The sequence below is a fragment of the Sorangium sp. So ce296 genome (assembly GCF_051529605.1).
GTDB classification, from domain to species: domain Bacteria; phylum Myxococcota_A; class Polyangia; order Polyangiales; family Polyangiaceae; genus Sorangium; species Sorangium cellulosum_D.
The window spans coordinates 8,700,139-8,718,771 of the sequence record NZ_CP150325.1 but is presented as its reverse complement, the minus strand read 5'-3'; the positions used below and the strand labels follow the sequence as shown (position 1 = coordinate 8,718,771).

Here is an 18,633-nt window from a genome sequence, read left to right as displayed (position 1 = left end):
ATCGAACGCGCCACCCAGCGAGCGGGGAGAGGGGCCCTCCGCGTCGCGGCGGCCCGGTCGCTCCGCGCGAGGGGCAGGCGTCACCCCAGGTAGCGCGCGAGATTCTCCAGCGACGATCGAAGGCCGGCGTCATGGTCGGCCTGGCTGATGCCGGGCGGGACGTTCTCCGCGGTGATGGTGATGCGGGTCCCCGCGGGCAGCGGTTCGAACGACCACGTCATCACCATCTCGCCCGCAAACGAAGCGTCCGACGACTCGAACTCGACCGACTGGACGATGCGCTTGCCCGGCTCCAGCGAGAGGAAGCGCCCGGCGCTGACGTCGGTGCGCCCTGTGGTCTTGCCCCCACCGGAGGGCGCTGCCTCCTCGTAGGTCAGCTCGATGCGGTAGCGACCGCCCTCGCGGAAGTCGTAGTCGAGGACGCGACCGGTCATGCCCTCGGGCGGGAGCCACGTGATGAGCGCGTCGGGATCGGCGAAGGCACGGTAGACCGCGTCGGGTCGGGCTGCGACGACGAGCGACGCGGTATCCGTTCGACCTCTAGCGGCTGGATTTTGCACCCACACAGGCTATCGCGCCACCGGTCCCCTGGCCAGAGCGGAGAGTCTGCCGACGTGCGTCACCCCACGGCATGATGGGCGTTGAAGCCGCCGCACGCCGGCCGATGTTTAGTGCGTCGTGGGCGCGGGGGCCGCGGGCGCGGGCGCCGCGGCCGGCTTGCCGTTGGCCTCCGCCGGCTTGCCGTTGGCCTGTCCGGCCTCGGTGGCCTTGCGTGCCTTCTCGCGTCGCGCCGGCGCGCGCCGGCGCCGCTCGTAGGCGCTCGTCACCTCGCGGGCGATCTCGGGGTGGCGCCGGAAGACGTGGGCCGCGGCCTTCCGGATGGCGCCCACCCGCTCGACCATGAGGCGCAGCAGCTGGTTGCGGATCGTGGTCGCCGCGGCCGAGGCGCCGGCTTCGGGGGCCGCCTCCAGCGCTCGCCGTTGCAGGTCCTCCGCGAGCTTCCTGGCCTCGGCGATCACGCGCACGTCGAACGCCTCGTCCGCCTCGACAAGGCGGTCCTTGAGCGACTCCGCGAGCCCCGCGTAGTCGCGGAGCGCCTGCGAGAGGGCGCTCGAGCGCTGGCCGTCCTGCGCATGGAACTCCTTGATGCGCGCGAGCTGCGCGTCGGCGGGCTCGGCGACGTCGTCGTCGAGCAGGAACTCGAGCGCCGACTCGAGCTCATCGACGACGAACCGGGCGCGCTCGCCGAGATCGGCCACGGCCGGATCGACGATCAGCAGCAGCCGCGTCTGCGCCTCCTGCACGGCGTGCACGAGGGAGAGCAGCTCCTCGCTGCTCGAGGCGGGCAGGCGGGCACCAGCGCGCTCGGGCAGCTCGCGCGCCAAGGCCCGGGCAACGGCCGTGCGCCAAGACGCGTACGCGCGCGACGAGCTCGCGCCGAGCGAGCGGTTCGGCGTGCCTGCGGCCGTTCTGCGCCCCTGTGACCGCGCGCCTGGAGCGGCTCGACCGCGCGCCTGGAGCGGCTCCCGCAGCTGGCAGCCCCTCGGCACGGAAGTACAGTGCACGCCATGACCGACGAGGAGCGGACCGACGCGGAGGAAGACCTGGAAGAAGAGCTCGCATGGACGGTCTATGCCCAGGTCTTCGCCCTTGGTTATATCTACCTTCTTGCCCGCGCGCTGAAGCGCTGCGACGCAGATCTTGGGGTGGATCCCTCCGCGTGGGAGAACACCATGGTCGCCGCCGAGTGGGCGATGATGGAGCATGTGAACGGGCGCGTTCAGGGCCCTACGACCATCACCGTGGCGGACGTTGAGCGGATGCGCCGACTTCACACGATGGGCTCCGCCGCGCTGGCTGGCGGGGAGCGGCCGCCCGAGCTGTACCGGCTCTCGCTCCAGTGCATGGAGAGTCTGTTCGGCTCAGATTGGGAGCGAGCCGCGCGAGAAGCCGTTCGTGGCTTGCGTGATCCCGATCAGTAACCTTCGCCATCAATCGTTATCAATGCGACAGAACGACCTCCACAAGGCGAAGACACAAAGCTGGCCGTTGGGATAGTAATACCAACAACTGCTAGCACCAAACGCCCCCGATCCCTTCGGAGCGTTCACCGACGACTTCCGCCTCAACGTATGATCATCGCCCGAGCCTGGCTGCTGCAGGCTTTCGTCGCTGTGGGATGCTCGTCATGGGGAGGGCATCATGACGACGGACACGGCGACGACACAGGCGAGCGAGGCGCCGCAGCAGGCGTGGGTACGCTGGCAGCGCAAGCATGCGGACGTGCTGGAGGGGGCGACACGGTCGGAGCAAGTCCTGCTGGAGGCTGCGGTGCGGTTTGGGGCCGCCATCGCGGCCCAGCCGATCCTGCTGCGCGTCGCAGCCTTTTTCCTCCTGCATGCGGACATGGGGCTGACGGCCGCGCAAGTGGGCGCGGCGGTCGGTCGCACCGACCGGGCCATGCGCACCGTGCGCACGCTCTCGGCCCACCAGATGCTCGAATCGATCTGGTCGGAGCTCGGGCGACACCGGCAACCGCGGCTGCGCCCGGAGCATGCCGGTCCGATCGCCAAGTACCTCGTCGACCATCCACGATGCACTCAGCCCGAGGTGGTCGCGTTCATCCAGCGCGAGCTCGGGATCGACATCGAGCAGCAGACGCTCCGCCGGTTTCTCGACGCCTACGGCCTGTACGTCTTTCGCCCGGAGCACGATCGCGCGGAGGCGCATGTCGCGCGCCCCACCTGATCGGGCGCACCCATTTCGGGGGCGCCTTCCTCCTGCTGCCGGCCGCGCTCGCTCTGAGCCGCGCCGCGGAGCGCACGCTGGCCAGGGCGCTGGGGAGCGCGGACAAGGCGCAGCGCCTCGTGCTGTCGCTGTTCTTCCGCGCGAGCCTGGGCATCGAGCGCATCTTTCACTTCGAGACCCTCGACGATCCGGGCTTTGCGATCCTGTCCGGCGGCAAGAAGGTCATGTCTCGATCCCGCCTTGGCGGGCTCGTGCGCGCGGTGACGACCGAAGGGGTCAAGAGGCTCACGCGCATGACCGAGTCGTGGGGCGCGCTGCGCCACCGCAGGGTGACACTGAGCCTCGACGAGCATGTCGTCGCCCGCTTCACGCGCAAGTTCAAGATCCCGAAGGGCTTCCATACCCTCCGCAACAAGAAGATGCGCGCCGAGAAGCTCTTCTTCCTGCACTGGCCCCAGGCGCGCCGCTTCCTCGGGCTTGTCGTCACCCGCGGCAACGGCAAGCTCATCGAGCGGACCCTCGGCTTCCTCCGCGCGGTGCGTCGGCGCGTCCGGGTCCGTCAGCTTCGCTTGATCATCGACGCGGGCGCCTCCGCCACCAACGAAGGCCTTCGGCGCCTCAATCGCTTCCGCAAGACCGTGTTCTTGATCCGCGCGCCTCGTCGGCCGGGCTATGTCAACGCGTGGAAGCGATTGCCACGAGCGCGGTTCACCCCCTATGAGGAGCCCGGCCGGTACACGGGCGCCAAGCCCAAGAGGATCGAGCTCGCCGAGACGACCACCACGATCCGCGGCATCGCTCGGCCCCTGCGGACCGTGGTCGTGCGCGAGCACGCGATGAAGGGCAAGGACCGCTGGCACGCGCTCTTCGTCTTGCACGACACCACGACGCCGGCCCTGGAGCTGCTGCACGAGTACCGCACTCGCCAGCACCACGAGCAGGGCCACCGCATCGGCGTGCACGACCTCTGGCTCGACACCTCGGCGAGCGGTTATCCCAAGCGCGGTCGGCCCGACCGCCCCGGATTTCGCCAAGGACCGCTCGCGCTCTGCGCCTGGATCGCTGCGCTCGCCTGGGACGCGCTCCGCGCCTTGGGCGACGCCCTGCCCCCCCGCTTCCACTTCGCCCACCCGCGCACGCTGCGGCGCTGGGTCCTGATGCGCGACGCCGACCTGATCCTCACGCCCTCGCACCTGCTCGTCGTGCTGGCCTTCCTGCCGCGTCGAGCCTGGCTCCGCCCGCTGGTCCAACGCTTCAACGCGGCAGAGATCGGCTTGCCGTGGCTCGGCGGGCGCCGCGTCGTGATGGGGTTCGCTGCCAGGGGTCGCACGCCGTCAGACGCACGGCCTGTGCTGCCAAATACCGCGGAAGCGGGTTCTGGCAGCGCGAAGGGCTGTGGGAGCGTTTGGTGCTAGCACGGAAGACGCCTTCTTTTCTGCATGTCCTAGAACGCCGAACGGGTTGAAAATCATCTAATTCCAATTAGTTACGCAGCCTCCTGGATCAGCCGCTGAGCCGCCTCGAGATTCTGGATCGCTGCGGCGCGCCGGAGGTCGAACAGGTTTCTCCTGGCGCCGATGTAGCGCGCGCTGTGTCCTTTGCGTGCCGCGATGTGGGCAAGCGCATGCTCCACAGCTGTCCGCTGCCGGAGCACGGCGCGTCCTGGCCCGGTCTGCTGCAACTTCCGGAACTTGCCCTGCAGAGCTTCGTCCTCGGCGATGGACACGGTCCGCCCTCGCCCCGAGGCAGCTTGCGTGCACTTGGCTCGAAGGGGGCACGCGCCGCACTCCTCGGGATCGAACTCGACCGTGTCGCCCGGCTCGAACACCTCGACCTGTCCCGCTGGACACGTGATTGTCTTGGCACGCAGGTCGATCTTGAAATCGCGCTTGCTGAACAAATCGGGGCTTCGAGCCCGCTGGCCCCAAGGCTTCGAGAACACCTGGCCACCCGCGCGGATCACGTCGTCAACGACGGGACTGTTTACGTAGGCGCGATCAATGTGGAGCTCGACGAGGCGCAGCCGCTGACGCTGGACGTCCTCGGCGATCGGTGCGGCACCCTCTTCTTCGGGCCGATTTGCAGGCGTGACCGCGCAGGCGACAATGACGGGAAGGTCAAGATCGCGTGCGATGTGTTCCTTGTAGCCGTCGAACCGCTTCGAGCGACTCTTGCGGCCGTGGCGCATCTCGGCGTCCTCGATCGAGACACGGCGGTCGGGCGCAACCCCTTGCCGGATGCGAACGGTCCCGTCCTCGGCGGTTTCCAGGTCCTGGTCTCCCACCTGTGTGAGCGCATCCAGATACATGCGCAGCGGCTGCTCGACGACGTCGTCCAGATGGCGGTCGACCCATTGCTGCAGTGACGAGACCTGCCGCTCCAGGATCTGAATCGCCGCTGCCTTCTGTTTCGGGTCGCTCCAGTCGAGATCGAGCCCGGCCTTGATGCTGGGAGCCAGAAGCAGCGGGATGCCCGCCTTGCGGCAGATCTCCTCACGCGGACGCTCCGTGATCTTTGACACGACGCGGACGATGCTGCGTGCAGCATGGCCGAGCAGGTTGATCGTGTCTTCAACCCGACCGGCCCCCGCTAAAGGGCGGCTATCGATGGCTACCCGCAGCGCTTTGGATATCGCGCGCCTCTCGCCCTCCGTCATCGCGCCGGACCGAACGAGCGACACGGTCCGCTCCAGCAGCACCCGGTCCATCTCGTGCGCGACCATCCGCTCTCGGAACGCCTGTAGCGCGCCCTGCGAGAACGGCGGCGTGGCCGCACCCAGGCAGCCGAGCACCATCTGCCAGCGCAGGTCAACTACGGCCAGCTCCACCGCCTCGGCATCCGATGCGCCGACGTAGCCTTGGAGCAGCGTAACCATGCACATCAGCGCCGGCGGATGCGGCGGCTCACCTGCCCCCGTCGTCCGGTACATGCCCTCCAGCTGCTCCTGGAAGGTCTCATCGAACAGCTCGTGCCGGTGCAGCCTGAGAAAGCCGAACAGTGCTCTCACGCGTGTCAGCCGTTTCATCAGCGCCTGCTCCTGCCGCGACAGCTCCACCGGCGGCGACCATCGTTCCATCCGTGAACCTCCGGACGCGGACGAGATCATGGCCCGGGCGAGACGGTCGAGCCTTCCATCGAAGAGCGCAGAATTATCACAAAATCAACCTGATCGGTCCTCTAGGGATCCGGCTGCGACGTTACGATCCCTTGGATGAGGTCGCTTCGCTGCACACGAGATCCCCGCTTCTGCACACTTCTCCATGCATGGGATGCCACGTTCGGCTTTCTTGCAGCGGATGATTTTCAACAGCCCGATCGCGTCGAGCGACGCTTCCATGGATTCTTCCACAGCCTCACCGTCCATCACCTCGGCAGCTTCTCGTTCGCTCGTTGCGCCGTCTGCCTCCGACAGGGCCATTTCGCCGGCTTGTGGCTCGCTCGCAGTGCCCTCGGTCTCCGGAATCACCTCCGATGGTGGCATCCAGCAGGAGGCAACACAGAGAGCGATCCACGGGAGAAAGACGACAGCGGAAATGAGCCGACCGATCTGCATGATGTTTGAGCATGCGAGTCGCGGGCCAAAGCCGGTCGAGCGTGGATGAACCATGCGCTGGGTGGTTTGCGGCGTTCGGCGAGGTGCCGAGGGTGGTCCGAATGCGCCTTCCGATGAGGGAATTTGCGAGCGAGCGGCCGGCGTGACCGGCCCTCGCCGCAGCGTCTTTTTTCTTGATAACAAGCACCAGACCCACCTCCCCGTGGTAGGCACCCCGGCGCCGCCCAGCGGCAGCGTGGACGCGCCAAGGGGCGTCGCGGGGAGCCCTGGCGGCGAGGCGGGCCGCTGTGCCGCCCAGCAGCGGCGTGGACGCGCCGAGGGGGCCGTGGAGGGTACGGGCGCCTCGCCCCGGCGAGGCGGCGAGACGTTTCACGAGGTGTGGATCATCTCCTCCGGGTAGAAGCGCCGCGCGAGCTTGGGGCCGTCGCCGTCCATGGCCACCTGGTCGAGCTCGGCCACGTCGCCGGCGAGCTCCTCGAGCGTGGGCACGGCGCCGCGGCGTGAGCGACCGCGGAGCGGCCGCGGGCGCCGATGTGGACGCCGGCGACCTCGGGGTCCTCTCCCGGCGCGGTCCTCGAGCGTGGACTGGAGCCGCAGCCTGGTCGACCGCGGAGCGGCCGCGGCGTCGAGGAGGAAGCGCGCGAGCTCGTGGCCGTCGGTGTCCGCTTGACCGCTTCCTACCGCGGGCCGCTCTGAACGCACGCGCAGAATTGCCCTCCGGCAAGGGGTCAACATCGTCCAGCGTGGTCCGCGGATCCCGAGGAGGCCCCTGTGGCCCCTTGGGGGCCATAGATGGTTCCCTCGTTAGGAGGTCGTGGGCGCGGGGGTCGTCGGCGCGGGCGCCGCGGCCGGCTTGCCGTTGGCCTCCGCCGGCTTGCCGTTGGCCTGTCCGGCCTCGGCGGCCTTGCGGGCCTTGTCGCGCCGCGCCGCCGCGCGCCGGCGCCGCTCGTAGGCGCTCGTCACCTCGCGGGCGATCTCGGGGTGCCGCCGGAACACGTGGGCCGCGGCCTTCCGGATGGCGCCCACCCGCTCGACCATGAGGTGCAGCAGCTGGTTGCGGATCGTGGTCGCGGCGGCCGAGGCGCCGGCTTCGGGGGCCGCCTCCAGCGCTCGCCGTTGCAGGTCCTCCGCGAGCTTCCTGGCCTCGGCGATCACGCGCACGTCGAACGCCTCGTCCGCCTCGACGAGGCGGTCCTTGAGCGACTCCGCGAGCCCCGCGTAGTCGCGGAGCGCCTGCGAGAGGGCGCTCGAGCGCTGGCCGTCCTGCGCGTGGAACTCCTTGATGCGCGCCAGCTGCGCGTCGGCGGGCTCGGCGACGTCGTCGTCGAGCAGGAACTCGAGCGCCGACTCGAGCTCATCGACGACGAACCGGGCGCGCTCGCCGAGATCGGCCACGGCCGGATCGACGATGAGCAGCAGCCGCGTCTGCGCCTCCTGCACGGCGTGCACGATGGAGAGCAGCTCCTCGCTGCTCGAGGCGGGCAGGCGGCTCTTGACCCGCTTGAGGCCCGGGCGATCGCCGTCGGGCTCCCAGTACTTCTTCACGAACGCCGCGGCGACGACCGCCTCGCGCACGGCGATGTCGTACGGAATGTTCAGCGGATTGTCGGTCCGCTCCGACCTGGCGGCGACCTTGACCCAGCGATCGAAGTCCGTTGCTTGCTTTGCCATGATGACGTTGACCCCTCCTCCTGCGACCCGCGCCCGTCGGGGCACGACGCAGAGCGGCAAGGATGAGCTCGGTCGGAGGGGCGTCCAGCACGGAGCAGGGTCTGGACGGGGGTGGGGGGCGGGAGGTGAGGCGGCGGGGTGGGATGTCCGGGTGGGCGGGGGGGTGTCCAGATGAGGCCGCACCCTGTCCAGATGGGCGGGCGGGGTGTCCAGATGAGGCCGCGCCCTGTCCAGATGGGCGGGCGGGATGTCCAGATGGGCCGGGGGGCGTCCAGATGGGCGGGGTGGCGCGAACGGCGGGGGCGGCGGCGGCAACGCGCCAGATGGTGTCGATGGCCTTGGGCGTGGGCGCCCGGCTCGCGCATGGCCGTCACCTACGCCTTCTGGTTACATGGCGCGAGCGTGCGGCGCGCAACCGACGGCGGCGGCCGCCCCGGCCCTCTGGAGTCGGGGGCCCCACGCCCGGGCGCGCCCTCCAAGCCTCCGCACCACGACGGCCCGGTCGCTCCGCGCAAAAGGCAGGCGCCACCCCAGGTAACGCGCGAGATTCTGCAGGGACCATCGAAGGCCGGCGTCGTGGTCGGCTTGGCTGATGCCGGGCAGGATGTTCTCCGCGGTGATGGTGACGAGCGTTCCTGCGGGCAGCGGTTCGAACGACTACGTCATCGATTTCGAGCGGGAGAAGGGAGCAGGGCCGCGCGAGGCTGCGATGGCGCAACGCGCGACTATTGAGCGCGAGCGTCGCCAAAAGCTCGCCACGTCAACACGCGTCGCTGCAGCGGCTCGCTTGGCAGCCGTCAGCGCCTCTTTGCCTTCTTCGGCAGGTTCGGATCCGGGTACGGCCACATGTTGGTGTGCGGGCCCGGGAACATCCGAGCCATGTCGAACGCGGGTGTAGGGTGGGCGCTTGGCAGCTTGTCGATGACCCATCCCGTGAAGGCTTCGAGGCGCGGGTCGCGGTCGTACCCGCGCAGGAGCCGGTCGACGATCTTCTGGTTCTCGGGCGACTCGATCACCTTGCACAGCGCCCCGTGGCCTTCGCACAGCGCGAAGATGGCCGGCCGGGCGCTCCCGTCAGCCACCCGGAAGGTGCCGAGGCAGGACACCTTGCCATTGTCACGACGGTAGTAGAAGTGAATCAGGTCGCCGACCTTGACCTCCGCAACGACGCCGACGGCCCGAAGCCGATCGGCGTCGTTGCCACCCTCGTAGGCCGATCGACACAGGAAGTGGTTGAAGACCGCCAGATCGTGCGTGTCGTCGAAGTTGGCGCGCGTCGTGTTCGCCTTGTAGACCCACTCGGCCATTCGTCGCTCCTCCTCTATCAATTAGGCCCGCGGCTTGGTCGTCTCGGCAGCCATCAGGAGCTTCGGCTCCGTCGGCGTCGGATACGCCACCGGCGCCTTCTCCTCCGGCATTTCCTCAAGCTTCGGCAGCCCCCGCACGATCTGCATCGTCTCGAGGCTGACGGTGATCACCCGCAGGAGGAGCGACAGCGGGTAGCGCGGGTCGCCGACCGTCTCCGTCGCGTAGGCGTTCGCGTCCTTCACGATCCCGCTGTCCTTATCGGTCGTGACGCTCTGGCGCTCCATCACCCACTCGATCGCGGACTTGCCATTGACGACGTACTCGTAGGCCGCGAGCGGGATGTCGCGCACGGCGAAGAAGTCGTTGTAGTGGATGACCGTCTTGTCCTTGCCCTTGCCGAACTTCATCTTATCGACGCGGTACTGCGACGGCGTGGGTGCCTTCGGGCCTTCGACGGTGGCGGGGTACTCGGCGACCTGTTCGTAGCCGACGTGCAGGTCGCCGAGCTTGCGGCCAGCCTTGCTGAAGGCCCAGAAGTCGGCGGCGGTGGCAACGCGGGGAATGCGGGGGAGTTCCTTGCCGAGGTTGTCGGCGTAGCGCTCGCGGTAGTCGGTCGAGTGGAGGATGCCGTAGACGTAGTAGAAGAGGTCTTCCTTGGTGATGGGCTCGGCGGGGTAGGCGACGCGGAAGTGGGCGAGGCCGGCGTCGGTGATGCCGTCGCGGCGGGTGCTGGTGCCGCTTGCTACCTTCCTCGGCGCCGAGAACAGTGAGGCGGTGCCGTCATCGTCTGCGTCGGGCACATCGCTCTCGTAGAGGTAGAGCGGGTAGCACTGCGTGCCCCCATCGGTCTGTTGCTCGGGGACCACGTCGACCAATAGGGCCAAGAAGCCAACCCCAGGCCAGCGTTGCTTGACCATGATCACTCGGTTGACGGCATCCGGTGCGGGGAAGAGCCGCGGCATCAGGTAGAGGCTCCACAGATAACGCCGGTCCATGTAGAGCCACTGCTTGCTGAACGGACGATATAGACTGCACACGAATGCGTCGGGATCGACCTTCAGGGTCCGGCCAACGTCGAGCGCGCGTTTGAGGTCGTCGGCCCAACTGATCTGACTGCGGTCGACTCTGATGAACGCATCGATCTCGATCTCCAGCCCGCGCTGCCGGGCTTCAGCCAAGCGCTCCGCTTCTGCATTGAAGAAGTGCGTCATCCGTTCCACGTTCTCACGCAGCCGCGACTTGGAGCTATTGAAGACCCAGGCATCTCGATTGCTTTTCACGCCATTCGAAAAGGTCGCAAACAGGTGGAGCTGCTGTCTCTTTTTGTCGCCCAACACGATGTGGCGTTCGAAGGTGGTGTCGCGCTGCTTGAACCAGTCACCGTGCGCATCGGGCGAGATGATCGTCCATCCGTTGGCGGCCGTGACACCGGCGACACTGCCAGAAGTCGAGAGTGCCGCGAGCTTCTCCTCGCGGCTGAGGTAATCGCCCACATCGTGGAAGAAGACCCGACCTATCTCCTCCGCCTTAGGGTTCTTTACGAGCAGCGAGATCGCGACCGGCGCGCGGCTCCCGCTGCCGAACACCTTCCCACCTTCTCTCTTGGACAGCTCGCCCGCGGTGCGCTGGTTGCCACGCAGGTGGAAGACGTAGAGGCTGCTGAATTCGTCAACGAGACAGCAACGCAACCCGTCAGCACTGATGGCGTTCAAGAAGCCAGCGTTCGTGACGAAACCAACAATACCCGCGTTCCCGATTCTGTCGCTCGCCCAACGAATTGCCCGGATGTAGCTGTTGTAGAGAGAGCGCACCATTCGGATGTTCGAGCGCGCGGCATAAGTACAGCGAATGCGGTCGTCGAGTTTCGGGTACGCAACGTTGTCGTTGAGGTCATTAGCACTATCCTGCCCATCCGAATACGGTGGATTTCCAACGATCACCCGAATATCGAGCTTCTTCTGCCGCGTCCGCCGCGCACTGTTGTCCACCAGCACCCGCGAAACCAGATCATCCTTCTCATAAAGCTGGAACGTATCCGTCAGGCAGATCCCCTCGAACGGCTTGTACTCCCCACCCACCACCCCGTGATAGGCCGCCTCGATGTTAATCGCCGCGATGTAGTACGCCAAGAGAACGATCTCGTTCGCATGGATCTCCTTCGCGTACTTCCGCGGCAGTTCCTCCTTCGAGATGAGCCCGCTCTGGATCAGCCGCGTGATGAACGTGCCGGTCCCGGTGAACGGGTCGAGGATGTGCACCCCCTCGCTCCCGAGCGTTTGGCCGAACTCGGTGCGCAGCAGGTGGTCGACGCTCTTCAGGATGAAGTCGACGATCTCGACCGGCGTATAGACGATGCCGAGCCGCTCCGACATCTTGGGGAATGCGTTGCGGAAGAACTTGTCGTACAGTTCGACGACGATCTTCTGTTTCCCCTTGGCGCCGTCGATCCCCTCGGCGCGGAGCTTCACCGACTCGTAGAACTTCTCCAGCGTGCTCGCCTCCTTGTCGAGGCGATGCTCCTGGAGCGCATCGAGCACGCCCTGCATGGCGCGCGACATCGGGTTCTCGGTCGCGAAGCTGTGGCCGGAAAACAGCGCATCGAATACCGGCTTGGTGACGAGGTGCTGTGCGAGCATCTCGATGATTTCGTCGCGCGTAATGCTGTCGTTGAGGTCGTCCCGCAGCTCCTCTGCGAAGTGGTCGAACGCCTCGCGCTCGCGCACGTTGGCCTTGTTGTCGAGGATGCCGGTGATGCGGTCGATGTGCGTGCGCGCGATCTTGGCGATGTCCTTCGCCCAGTCCTCCCAGTGGTGGCGGTTGCCGACCTTCTGGACGATCTTCGCGTAGATGGCGCGCTCGATCTCGCCGATCTCGAACTCGAGCTCCATCTGCTCGGCCTTCGGCGGGGCCTCCGGCGCGGCGCCGATGACGCGCCCTCCCTTCGCCGCCTTCCGAGCGCTCTGCTTCTTCGCGTCGCCGCTCTTCTTCTGCGAGCGTTTCGCGATCTTGTCGGTGACGGCGATGACCTCCATCTTCGTCGGGTCCGCGCCGACGAGGTCGAGCTTGTTAATCATCGCATCGAAGCGATCATCGTGCGACCGGAGCGCCTGGAGGACCTGCCACACGACGCGGTAGGTCTCGTTGTCATCGAGCGCTTCGTGCGGTTCGACGCCCGCAGGAATGACGACCGGCAGCACGATGTAGCCGCGCGTCTTGCCGACCGCGTTGCGCATGACGCGACCGACCGACTGCACGACGTCGACCTGCGAGTTGCGGGGCGTGAGGAAGAGGACCGCGTCGAGCGCGGGCACGTCGACACCTTCCGAGAGGCACCGGACGTTGCTCAGGACCCGGCACGTGTCCTCCGCGCCGCCGGCCTTGAGCCACGCGATCTTCTCCTCCTTCTCGGTCGCGTTCATGCTGCCGTCAATGTGCTCGGCCTCGCAGCGCAGACGGCTCGCGACTTCTTTCTCATCCGGGTCCGCGCTCTCCTGGTACGCCTCGACGACGGCCTGGAACATCGACGCGATCGCCTTCGAGCTGACCTTGTGAACCTTCGCCGCCTTCTGCCGCTCGATCACCTGGCAGAAGGCGACGGCCCGCTTCATCGGATGCGCATCGCCGGTGAGCTCCTCCGCGAGCCCCTGCTTGGACAGGGCCTTCCAGCAGCCGATGATCTTGGATGCATCGTCGACGCGCAGCTCGTTGTTGCTGTCCTTGAGGAGGGCCTGGATGCGGCGGCTGACGTGCGACTCGTGGATCGAGAGGACCACCACCTTGTAGTCGACGAGCAGGCCGCGCTTCACGGCCTCCGAGAACGTCAAGACGTACAGGTTCGGGCCGTACAGCTTCTCGTCGTCCATCGAGCAGAGCGTCACGTTGTCGCTCTCGGCAGATGCCTTCGCCTTGTCGCCGTAGATCCGCGGCGTGGCGGTCATGTAGAGCCGCTTCTTGCCGCGGATGTACTCGGCGTCGTGCACGCGAACGAAGGGGCTCTCGTCCTCCCCGTCGAACTTGGCGCCTGTCGTGCGGTGCGCCTCGTCGCAGACGATGAGATCGAACGCCGGCAGCTCGTGCTCCTTCTGCGCCTGGTGGATGACGTCGATGGAGTGATACGTCGCGTAGACGACGCTCATGTGCTCGGCGTCGTGGCGCGCCTTCATCTCGCGCGCGAGCCGCTCCGCGTCCGTGGTCGCGGGGTACTGCAGCTCGTGGACGAACGTCTGTACGACGTCGCTGTCCTTGCTGCGCTTCTTGCCGACGTCGCTGTCGGAGCAGACGGCGAAGTTGTGCAGGCGCGTCTCGCTCTCCTGCGTCCACTCGGTCAGCGTCTGCGACAGCAGCGCGAGGCTGGGCACGAGGAACAGCACGCGCTTGCCGGGGCCCGCGATCTTCTCGGCGATCGTCAAGCTCGTGAACGTCTTGCCGGTGCCGCAGGCCATGATGAGCTTGCCGCGGTCGCGTTCCCCGAGCCCGTGGGCGACGCGCCGGAGCGCATCGAGCTGGTGCTGCCGCGGCGCCTTCTTCGGGCGCAGGACGGGCTTCTCGCGCGGAGTGAAGCGCGACCAGTCGATGGCGCTGTTCTCGAGCGCATAGAGGTCGATCTTGGTGATGGGCGTCTGCTGGCCGCGGAGCGCCTCCTCCGCGTGCTCGCTCCAGTGGTTCGTCGTCGCGACGATCAGCCGACGGGTGAACGGCTTCTTCCCCGACGCCGTGAAGAAGCTATCGATGTCGCTCTTCTGGACGCGGTAGTCCGCCGCGTACAGCTTGCACTGGATGGCGTGGACCTCGCCGTCGACCGTCTCGGCAACGAGGTCGATGCCAGCGTCTCGCCGGTCGAGCCCACGGCGCGCGGCCCACACGGCGTACGGGACGACGTCTCGATAGAGATCGCGGTAGAGCGGATCGTTCTTGAAGTAGCTGATCGTCAGCTCCTCGAAGTACGTTCCCTGCTCACGGTTCGTCGCGGCGGCGTTGCGGAAACGGTCGAGGAGATCGTGGAGCGCGCTCACGCGCTCTAGTTCGCACGGGCACGCGAGCGAACGCAAGAGCGGAGCGCAAGGCGCGGGCACCATGACGGGGCGGCCCGCGCTCGTCGGTGTCAGGTGACGGGCGGCTTACCGAGCTTCGCCTGGAGTTCGGCGATCTTCTTGTCCTGCGCCTCGCGCTTGGCCTGCGCGGCAGCGGGCTCCTGCTGCAGCGCCTCCCGCTGGGTGCGCTTGGCTTCGTCTTTCTGGGCCTTCCCGACCTCAATGGCTGCCTGGAGCGCCGCGTCCGCCTGCTCGAGCTCCTCCTTGGCGGCGTCCCGTCGCCTCGTCAGCTCCTCGATGGTTGACGGCACGACCGGTTTGGTCGTGGCCCGCACTGCCAGCGGCGTTGGCGTCTCCGTTTCTACTGGTCCTTCTGCCGGTTCGTCGGCGCGGGCCACACTTTGATCGCGAGGTCGGCGAGGAGCTTAGCGCGAGCTTCGATCTGGTCCTTCGACCATATCTTCAAGACTTCTGCCTTGAAGTACTGGTTCAGGTAGACCTTGCTCTGGCCGAGTACCGGCTTCTTGATCTCGAACGGGCGGCTCGACATCTCGCGGTTGTAATCGGCGCCGACGAGCGTGAGGTTGCCCGGTGTGTGCAGCCACTCGGCGTGCACCGGGCGCCACGGCTCACCGAGAGCGGCGATCCACGCGCGACCATCGTCCTCGGCATCATCGATGGTCTGCGGCATGACGTGCTCGATGGAGCAGCCGTCCAGCAGCACCGGCTCGCTCTTCGCCTGGATGGCCAACTCGAGAGCGGCGAGCACCGCGCGGTCGTACTTGCTCCGGTAGAGGTTGAACCGCACGAACTTCGCCCGGAACTCGTCGTCCGAGGGCCATCCCTTCGCGCGCAAGAACGAGAGCACTGTCCGGGCGGGATCGGCCAGCTCGCGGCACGCCGCAACGAACCACGTGCTGTACCCACGCGAGCTGAGCCCGCATACGAAGCGACGCAACACGAAGCTTGCGATGGCCCGAAGGATGACGAGGAGATCGGCGCGAGGCAGCTCGCTCTTGCTTGATCGCTCCAGCAGTGCGGTGACGAGCGGGTAGGCGGTCGTCACGTTGAGCTCCCTGATTGCACGCAGCGCGCCTTCGACCTCGGCGTCGGCGTGGGCGGTGGTCCCGCGAACGACGTCGTACAGCTTCGAGAGCTTGACCAAGTCGCCGACGACGGCTCGGGGATCGAACCTGCCATGCGGGAACCGGCGCTCGAACGCTTCGAAGGTCCCGTCCCGGCCGACGTAGGTGCCGTCGCGCATGAGCGCGTCTCGAAGGAACGCCTCGAAATCGCGCCCAGACAACTTGCCGTCGCGCATGAAGCGGGACTCGAGGTCACGCCACAACGTGTCGTCGAATCCATCCTGATCGTCGATCGACAACGACATGAAGACGTGGTTGCGGATCAGGTCGGCCTCGGTGAGGTCCACACCTGTGGAGTTCAGCGAACGGAAGATCTTGTATGGGTTCTCGGCCCCAAGGGTGATTGCAACGAAGTCCAACCTCGTCACAAGCGCCGTGAAGAACCGACGCAGCTCAGGCTCCGACGTTGCCTGCTGCTCGACTCGCTTTACGAAGTGGCGGTGGGCGGCTTCGATCTGCCCACCGGCGGCTGCATCAGTGCGGTCGACGAGCGCGAGGTACCCACCCCGATCTCGCAAGCGCGGGAAGACCTTGTAGCGCTCGCGTCCTTTTTTGAAGCGGTGGACGAGGTAGTTCTCCTCGACCTCGGCGGCGAGTTCGTTCCACCCGTGCGACGCGGCCACGTCGCGGACGACACAGAGGAGGATCGACAGCGTCGTGAGGCGCTGCTGTCCGTCGATTACCTGGTACGCAGGCACCGCTCCGGGCTGATGTCCGTCCGGCACCGTGACGATGGAGCCCATGAAGTGGCGGCGCTCGTCGGCGCCCGCTTCGAGGAGCTCGGCGACGTCCTCGAGGAGCTGCTCCCAGTTCGACGTGCCCCACGTGTAGTACCGCTGAAAGACGGGGATCACGTACTGGTCGGACGAGTGGAGCAGCTGCTGCAGGGTTCGCTCAGATGCCTTCATGTCGACGGATCTCCCGCCGGCATCCTACTCCTGAGCCGCTGGCCAGTTAAGCATCGGCGGCTCCGTCTCGCGCGAAGGCCCTCCGCTGCTGAACGCTCTCGGCCTCTCTCTATCCCGCTGGCCAGAACAGAGAGCACAAACGCCCTCGTCGCGCGCTCCTGACACGCCCGCAAGGTCGCGGAAACGAGCTGGAGAAACGGCAACGGCCCCGAGGATCGCTCCCGGGGCCGCTGTTTGCTGACGCCTCTCGCGAAGCTCGCGAGGAGGAAGGAATGGCTCCAGCTGCTGGACTCGAACCAGCGACCCGGCGGTTAACAGCCGCCTGCTCTACCGACTGAGCTAAGCTGGAATGCGTCGGAGACGGGCGCGAGAATAGTCGGCCAGCCCTTCCCGTCAAGCGAATCCGCACGGCGCTTCACTTTGGTGACGGGTAGGTGAGCTCGCCCGCTCCCTCCCCCGCCCCTACCGACCTGCCCGCGGCGCCCCCTCGCCCGCTCTCGCGAGATTGCCCGCCTGGCGTGCTTCTGCGACAACCGCGCCGTGCCGCGCGCCGCCGAGCCCCTCCCGCCGCCGCCCGAAGCCCCCGCCGCCTCGCAGGCCCCCCCGGACCCCGCGCAGGCCGCCCCGGGCCCTGCTGCGCCTCCCTCGGCCCCCGCTGTCGCTGCACGCCCCTCCCCCGCCTCTCCATCTCCCTCCCCCTCCACCGCCCGCTCCGCCGGCCGCGGCGGCCTCGCCATCGCCGGCGCCAAGGTCTCCTTCATCGTCTTCGGCTTCGTCCAGCAGCTCATCCTCCCCCGCCTGCTCGGCACCGACGGCTACGGCGCCGTCTCCGTCGTCTTCGCCGGCGTCGGCGTCGTCAACAACGTCATCGTCGCCACCGGCATCCAGGGCGTCTCCCGCGCCGTCTCCAGCGTCGCCGACCGCGACGCCGCCGAGGCCTTCCGCCGCACCCTCGCCCTCCACGCCGTCCTCGCCATCGCCGTCTCCTCGGCCTTCGCGCTCCTCGCCGGCTCCATCGCCGACTTCTCCGAGGCCCCGCACGTCGCCGGCCCGCTCCGCCTCGCCGCCGCCATCGTCCTCCTCTACGGCCTCTACGCCCCGCTCGTCGGCGCCCTCAACGGCCAGCGGCGGTTCCTCACCCAGGCCGGCTTCGACATCGGCTACGGCGCCCTCCGCACCGCCAGCGTCGCCGCCGGCGCCCTCCTCTTCCTCCGCGCCGGCCACAGCGGCGTCCTCGGCGCCATCGCCGGCTTCGTCGCCGCCGCCGCCATCATCGTCCCCCTCGCGGCCCTCAAGACCGGCTTCGGCCGCGCAGGCAACGCCGGCCCCTCGATCCGCGAGCACCTCGTCTTCCTCCTGCCGCTCGCCGTCTCGCAGACCTTCCTCAACTTCCTGCTCCAGACCGACTTCTTCCTCCTGCGCCGCTTCCTCGGCCAGGCCACGAACCACCTCGCCCTCGGCGCCAGGGCCGCCGACGACCTCATCGGCGTCTACCGCGGCGCGCAGCTGTTCGCGTTCCTCCCCTACCAGCTGCTCCTCTCCGTCACCTTCATCCTCTTCCCCATGCTCGCCCGCGCCCACGCCGAGAACGATCGCGCCGCGGTCCGCCGCTACGCCATGACCGGCGTCCGCCTCTCGTTCCTGCTCACCGGCCTCCTCGTCGCCCCCATCTCGGGCCTCGCGCCCCACGTGCTGCGCTTCGCCTTCCCCGTCGAGATCTGGAGCCGCGGCGGCGACACGCTCCGCGTCCTCTCCCTCGGCATGGGCGCCTTCGCCATCCTCGGCGTCGCCTCGGCCGCGCTCACAAGCCTCCACCGCGAGCGCGTCGCCGCCGCGCTCACCGCCGCCACGGTCCTCCTCGTCGCCGTCGGCTGCTCCGTCGCCGTGCCCCGCGCCGCCTTCGGCCCCGACATGCTCGTGAGCTCCGCGACCGCCACCTCGGTCGCCCTCGCCACCGCCGCGGTCGTCGCCGGCGCCCTGCTCCACCGCGCCGCCGGCGGCTTCGTCCCCGCGGCGACGGCGCTCCGCGTGGGCGTCGCGCTCGCCGCCGCGATCGCCGTCGGCGCGCGGCTGCCGTGGCTCGGCAAGATCGCCGTGCTCGGCGAGGCGATCGCCGTCGCGCTCGTCTACGTCGCCCTCCTCGTCGCCACGCGCGAGGTCGGCCGGGACGACCTCGCCGTCCTGCGGCAAGCGTTCGGCCGCAGAGGCCGCCCGGTGTGAGCCGACCCGGCGATCTCCGCCCCGCCCGCGCCTCCCCACCGCCCCGCCAG

13 protein-coding genes and 1 tRNA gene are annotated in these 18,633 nt (G+C 67.9%); 4 read left to right on the top strand and 10 right to left on the bottom strand.

Annotated features, from left to right (window positions below; translation table 11 throughout):
- Positions 1-80: 80 nt before the first annotated feature.
- Both WME98_RS32165 and WME98_RS32160 read right to left on the bottom strand, forming a co-directional pair.
- Entirely contained in the window at positions 81-560 is a 480-nt protein-coding gene (locus tag WME98_RS32165; protein ID WP_044987772.1) for an SRPBCC family protein, read from the bottom strand.
- Positions 561-668: 108 nt separating this feature from the next.
- Positions 669-1,385, bottom strand: a complete 717-nt coding sequence (locus WME98_RS32160; RefSeq protein ID WP_437945514.1) for a hypothetical protein — start codon at positions 1,383-1,385, stop codon at positions 669-671.
- A 183-nt stretch (positions 1,386-1,568) separates the two neighbouring features.
- On the opposite strand from WME98_RS32160, the gene WME98_RS32155 reads away from it, so the two are divergent.
- The 3 genes from WME98_RS32155 (at position 1,569) to WME98_RS32145 (ending at position 4,163) form a co-directional block, all read left to right on the top strand.
- Positions 1,569-1,982 carry a hypothetical protein gene (locus WME98_RS32155; RefSeq protein ID WP_437945513.1) on the top strand — a complete coding sequence of 138 codons (414 nt, stop codon included), beginning with the start codon at positions 1,569-1,571 and terminating at the stop codon, positions 1,980-1,982.
- Positions 1,983-2,202: 220 nt separating this feature from the next.
- Positions 2,203-2,748, top strand: coding sequence for a hypothetical protein (locus tag WME98_RS32150; RefSeq protein WP_437945512.1), 546 nt, complete (start codon positions 2,203-2,205; stop codon positions 2,746-2,748).
- A gap of 119 nt (positions 2,749-2,867) precedes the next feature.
- Positions 2,868-4,163: a hypothetical protein gene (locus WME98_RS32145; RefSeq protein ID WP_437945511.1), complete on the top strand. Its 1,296-nt coding sequence runs from the start codon at positions 2,868-2,870 to the stop codon at positions 4,161-4,163.
- Positions 4,164-4,234: 71 nt separating this feature from the next.
- Here the strand turns inward: WME98_RS32145 and WME98_RS32140 are convergent, their stop codons facing one another.
- From WME98_RS32140 to WME98_RS32105, 8 genes are all read right to left on the bottom strand, one after another.
- Positions 4,235-5,824 (bottom strand): IS1182 family transposase, encoded by a 1,590-nt coding sequence (locus WME98_RS32140; RefSeq protein ID WP_437945510.1) that lies wholly within the window; start codon positions 5,822-5,824, stop codon positions 4,235-4,237.
- Between the two features lie 84 nt (positions 5,825-5,908).
- Positions 5,909-6,301: a hypothetical protein gene (locus tag WME98_RS32135; protein WP_437945509.1), complete on the bottom strand. Its 393-nt coding sequence runs from the start codon at positions 6,299-6,301 to the stop codon at positions 5,909-5,911.
- 804 nt (positions 6,302-7,105) lie between these two features.
- Entirely contained in the window at positions 7,106-7,972 is an 867-nt protein-coding gene (locus WME98_RS32130; RefSeq protein ID WP_437945508.1) for a hypothetical protein, read from the bottom strand.
- A 797-nt stretch (positions 7,973-8,769) separates the two neighbouring features.
- A complete protein-coding gene (locus WME98_RS32125; protein WP_437945507.1) occupies positions 8,770-9,279 on the bottom strand; it encodes a hypothetical protein in 510 nt (169 codons plus the stop codon).
- Positions 9,280-9,300: 21 nt separating this feature from the next.
- On the bottom strand, positions 9,301-14,292 hold the full coding sequence (locus WME98_RS32120; protein ID WP_437945506.1) for a DEAD/DEAH box helicase: 4,992 nt from the start codon (positions 14,290-14,292) through the stop codon (positions 9,301-9,303).
- Between the two features lie 89 nt (positions 14,293-14,381).
- Positions 14,382-14,621 carry a hypothetical protein gene (locus tag WME98_RS32115; RefSeq protein ID WP_437945505.1) on the bottom strand — a complete coding sequence of 80 codons (240 nt, stop codon included), beginning with the start codon at positions 14,619-14,621 and terminating at the stop codon, positions 14,382-14,384.
- 50 nt (positions 14,622-14,671) lie between these two features.
- Positions 14,672-16,363, bottom strand: a complete 1,692-nt coding sequence (locus WME98_RS32110; RefSeq protein WP_437945504.1) for a DUF262 domain-containing protein — start codon at positions 16,361-16,363, stop codon at positions 14,672-14,674.
- 273 nt (positions 16,364-16,636) lie between these two features.
- Positions 16,637-16,712 (bottom strand) — tRNA-Asn (locus WME98_RS32105).
- Between the two features lie 191 nt (positions 16,713-16,903).
- Between WME98_RS32105 and WME98_RS32100 the strand changes: the two genes are divergently transcribed.
- Entirely contained in the window at positions 16,904-18,583 is a 1,680-nt protein-coding gene (locus WME98_RS32100) for a lipopolysaccharide biosynthesis protein (protein WP_437945503.1), read from the top strand.
- Positions 18,584-18,633 lie beyond the last annotated feature (50 nt).

Coding starts and splice junctions, on each gene's coding strand:
- WME98_RS32140 (WP_437945510.1), bottom strand. CDS start 5,824: ATGGAACGATGGTCGCCGCCGGTGGAGCTGTCGCGGCAGGAGCAGGCG.
- WME98_RS32135 (WP_437945509.1), bottom strand. CDS start 6,301: ATGCAGATCGGTCGGCTCATTTCCGCTGTCGTCTTTCTCCCGTGGATC.
- WME98_RS32130 (WP_437945508.1), bottom strand. CDS start 7,972: ATGGCAAAGCAAGCAACGGACTTCGATCGCTGGGTCAAGGTCGCCGCC.
- WME98_RS32155 (WP_437945513.1), top strand. CDS start 1,569: ATGACCGACGAGGAGCGGACCGACGCGGAGGAAGACCTGGAAGAAGAG.
- WME98_RS32125 (WP_437945507.1), bottom strand. CDS start 9,279: ATGGCCGAGTGGGTCTACAAGGCGAACACGACGCGCGCCAACTTCGAC.
- WME98_RS32150 (WP_437945512.1), top strand. CDS start 2,203: ATGACGACGGACACGGCGACGACACAGGCGAGCGAGGCGCCGCAGCAG.
- WME98_RS32110 (WP_437945504.1), bottom strand. CDS start 16,363: ATGAAGGCATCTGAGCGAACCCTGCAGCAGCTGCTCCACTCGTCCGAC.